Origin of the sequence: Armatimonas sp. (genome assembly GCF_043760365.1) — a bacterium.
Taxonomy (GTDB): Bacteria; Armatimonadota; Armatimonadia; order Armatimonadales; family Armatimonadaceae; genus Armatimonas.
On sequence record NZ_JAYUPA010000685.1, the window covers coordinates 1 to 3,829 of the forward strand.

Sequence of the window (3,829 nt, forward strand, 5' to 3'; positions counted from 1 at the left end):
AGATATTTACTGCCAGGCAAATACGGGTTCCGAAGGATTTAGCCTGAGTTTTACAGAGGCGTTCTCCGCAGGGCTACCTGTTGTGACAACGGATATAGGATCCGCTAGCGAAGTCGTGCCCCCTGAAGTTGGAGTCCTCACGCCCGTTCGGGATGCTCCCGCGCTTGCGAGTGCCCTTAGGAAATTGATAGAAAATAAGAACCATAGAGAGGCATTGGGTGCAGCTGCTAGAGCACATATCGTCAAGTTAAGTGCGACACAGCAGCAGATTCATCGCATCTACACAGAACTCCTAGAGCTTACATAATTGTAATTCTGAACAGCTCGGAAACCCTGCTATGGTAACTAGAAAGCATCGAGTTTTTCTGTCGGGTTTACGATCGAAGTCTAGGCTAGTTAACTTGGAGGAGTTGCCCTGCGACGGCGGCGCAGAATGGTTTGGAAATCGGATACAATCAACCCATGGAGCGACGTATCTTTGGGATCGAGACTGAGTTCGGGTGTATGGTGCGCGATGATGCCGCCGGATCGCCTGAGCAGGTTGTCGAAGCGGTCAAGAACCACTGTTTTTATCAGAAGCACTGGGGGCTCATTGACCTCCATGCCCGTGACTACTCGTTTGAACCCGCCCGTAGCGGCGGGTTTCTTCTCAATGGCGGGCGGCTCTATATTGATGCTGTCGGGGATCATGAGGAGTATGCCACGCCGGAGTGCACGGATATTTTTGATGTCTGTCGCTATAACAAAGCCGGGCAGTGGATTGTTCAGAGCCTCTTAAACGATCTGGGGCTCGCAGAGACGGCGTCGTTTCACAACAACTCCGTGGATCACTTTGGCGGCCATACATTTGGCTGTCATGAGAACTACTTAGTTGAGATGCACGACGAGGACTTCTTCCGAGCGAGCTTTAACTATCTTCTGCCGTTCTTAGTGACACGCCAGATCTTTGCGGGTGTCGGGCGTGTGGGGGGGCATCGGCTGAACTTCTCGTCCATGAAGAACTCGGTGATGACGATCTCCGACTATGACGTGGACTACCAGTGGGTGAGTAACTTCTATGGGGTTGAGATTGACCCGACGGTCGACTTCCAGCTCTCCCAACGCGCCGATCATATTGTTAAGACGATTAGTAGCCGTGTGCGCTTCAACCGGGCGATTATCAACCCGAAGTGGGACAGCTACTACAACTTCTCGAACTTGCACCGCCTGCACATTCTCTACGGCGAGGGGAATATGTCCGACTACGCCACGGCGCTCAAGGTCGGCACGACGTGTGTAGTGCTCTCGCTGGTGGAAGACGGCTTACTGGGCACGGAAGTGGAGATCCGCGACCCGCTGGAGACTCTGCGCTCCGTCAGCCGCGACCCGAGCTGGAAGTGGCTGGTCAAGCGCAAGAGCGGCGGCACGATCAAGGCCGTCGATCTCCAGCGCATCTACCTTGAAGCGGGCAAGAAGCGCCTTTCGGGTGTGGACACGCAAACTGACTGGGTGCTGCGCGAGTGGGAAGCGACGCTCGATGCGCTCGAAACCAATCCGCTGACCCTTGCCAACAAGCTGGACTGGGTCGCTAAACACAAGATGTACACGGAGTTCATGAAATCTGAGGGTGTCGGCTGGCAGGACGATGTGATGCAGAGCTTGGATATCGAGTACCACAATACCAACCGCAGTCAGGGGCTATTCTACGGCTTAGAGGAGCTGGGCGAGATGGAGCGCTTGGTGACAGATGCCGAGATCGCCACGGCCACGGTGGCGTCGCCCCAGAACACCCGCGCCGCCGCCCGCGCCGAGATCATCAAGAAGCTGCTCGATAAAAAGTCCAAGGACTATGTTATTGACTGGGATCTGGTCTATCTGGCCAAGAACCGGCACCTCGATCTTAAGAACCCTTTTGATACCTACCTGAAAGAAGCCGAGAGCTTCACCAAGGGAATGTAGAGCTAAAACGCTGTCACGACGTATTGCTAGAGAAGAACTGAGGAAATGATGTTGACCGATAATTCTGATACGTTTCTTGTACCGGAGGATGCCGAGAGCCTTTTAGGTATCCCTGCTCTGGGCTATATCCCGACAATTGACGAGGAAAGTCTTCGCTTGATTCGGGATGTAAGCACTTTCTCACCGCTGGTGGAGTCTTTCCGAAGCCTTCGTACCAATCTCCGCTTTGTCGCGGAGCAGCCGCTGCGCTCGCTGGCGATAGTCTCGGCAGTTCCGGCGGAGGGGAAATCCACAGCACTTGCCAATCTGGCGATGGCACTGGCGATGGAGGGGAAGCGCGTGATCGTGGTGGACGGAGATCTTCGCCGACCGACACAGCATAAGCTCTTCAAGCGGGATGCCTCACCAGGGCTGGTGGATGTTCTCGTGGGCACCCATGAGATTAGCGATGTGCTGCGTCCCAGTGGCGTTGACAATGTTTCGGTGATTCCCGCAGGCACGAACCCCACAAACCCGACCGAGCTTCTAGGCTTGCTGGCCATGGAGCACCTTGTGGCGGAGCTGGAGAAGCGCTGTGATATCGTCCTGCTGGACACCTCCCCCCTGCTTGTTGTCGCCGATGGCATGCTGGTCGCGTCCCTAGCGAAGGGGGTTCTTGTGGTTGTTGGGCAGGGAGAAACAAAAAAAATCAATGTGCAGAAGACCATGTCGCTTCTCGCGCGTGCAAGGGCCACCGTTCTAGGAGCCGTGTTCAACCGGGTTGGGATGCCCGATCGTAAAGTCTACGGCAAGTATTACGTTCCCTCCGAATCACCTGATGACAAAGATGACAAAGCGGACGAGGCACCGTAATGCCGGTGAACGTCGCGCTAGGCCACTCTGGGCTGAAGGTGAGCAACCTGTGCCTGGGCTGCATGAACTTTGGCGAGTCCACGAGCGAGGAAGACTCGCTCACGATCCTCAAAACCGCCTACGAGTCCGGCGTGACGTTCTGGGACACTGCTGATGTCTACGGTGCGGGGCGCAGCGAGGAGATTCTTGGTAAAACCTTTGCACAGTTTGGCTTCCGGGAGCAAGTCGTGCTGGCGACAAAAGTCAATGGCGCGATGGGGCCAGGTGCCAATGACCGTGGCCTCTCGCGGCGGCATCTTCGTTTGTCAGTAGAAGCGAGCCTGCGCCGCTTGCAGACCGACTGGATTGATCTCTACCAGCTCCACCGTTACGACCCAACAGTGCCACTCGACGAGACTATCGAAACACTGGACACCTTGATCAAAGAGGGCAAGATCCGCTACTGGGGCACGAGCACGTTTGCAAGCTGGCAGATGTCCGAGGCGCAGTGGCGTGCGGATGCTCACCACCGGATCGCCCCTGTCTGTGAGCAAGCACCCTACAATATCCTGGATCGCCGCATCGAGAACGACCGGGCGGGGTTTCTGAAGCAGGCAGGCTGGGGGCTGATTGTCTGGTCGCCGCTAGCAGGTGGGCAGCTCACGGGCAAGTACGGTTCGGTCTCACCGAGCACCTTGCCCGAGGGCTCTCGGATCGCCCGCAATGCGATGTGGCGGCAGCGCACCAACCGAAATGCCTCGGAAGTCGCGGCGGCATTTGTGGCTCTGGCCACCGAGCACGGTTTCGATCCTGCCGTCGCCGCAGTGGCCTGGACTCTGTCAAACCCGTTAGTGACCGCGCCGATCTTGGGGCCGCGCACTCTGGAGCAGCTCACAAGCCTGCTGCCTGCTGTCTCGCTCGCTCTTCCCCCAAGTTTTTTAGATGCCGTGGATACGCTGGTTCCCCCCGGAACGGCTGTCGCGGACTTCCTAAACAATGCAGGCTGGCAGATCGGGCACCTGCCAGGACTCGATAGTGATCGTGAAGGCACCGCCTAGCA

The 3,829-nt window shown here is 56.7% G+C and carries 4 protein-coding genes; all 4 read left to right on the plus strand.

All coding sequences use genetic code 11. The features are described 5' to 3' along the window. On the plus strand, window positions 1-307 hold a 307-nt coding region (locus ACH2EH_RS15940), incomplete at its 5' end, for a glycosyltransferase (RefSeq protein WP_395143084.1). A gap of 155 nt (window positions 308-462) precedes the next feature. Continuing rightward, window positions 463-1,938: a proteasome accessory factor PafA2 family protein gene (locus ACH2EH_RS15945; protein WP_395143086.1), complete on the plus strand. Its 1,476-nt coding sequence runs from the start codon at window positions 463-465 to the stop codon at window positions 1,936-1,938. A gap of 45 nt (window positions 1,939-1,983) precedes the next feature. Next, window positions 1,984-2,790: a CpsD/CapB family tyrosine-protein kinase gene (locus ACH2EH_RS15950; protein ID WP_395143088.1), complete on the plus strand. Its 807-nt coding sequence runs from the start codon at window positions 1,984-1,986 to the stop codon at window positions 2,788-2,790. Then, window positions 2,790-3,827, plus strand: a complete 1,038-nt coding sequence (locus tag ACH2EH_RS15955) for an aldo/keto reductase (protein WP_395143090.1) — start codon at window positions 2,790-2,792, stop codon at window positions 3,825-3,827. The genes ACH2EH_RS15950 and ACH2EH_RS15955 overlap by 1 nt, the downstream gene beginning before the upstream one ends. Window positions 3,828-3,829: the final 2 nt, after the last annotated feature.

What these genes read in the sequence shown, in the direction of transcription:
- ACH2EH_RS15950 (WP_395143088.1), top strand. Translation starts at nt 1,984, where the DNA reads ATGATGTTGACCGATAATTCTGATACGTTTCTTGTACCGGAGGATGCC.
- ACH2EH_RS15945 (WP_395143086.1), top strand. Translation starts at nt 463, where the DNA reads ATGGAGCGACGTATCTTTGGGATCGAGACTGAGTTCGGGTGTATGGTG.
- ACH2EH_RS15955 (WP_395143090.1), top strand. Translation starts at nt 2,790, where the DNA reads ATGCCGGTGAACGTCGCGCTAGGCCACTCTGGGCTGAAGGTGAGCAAC.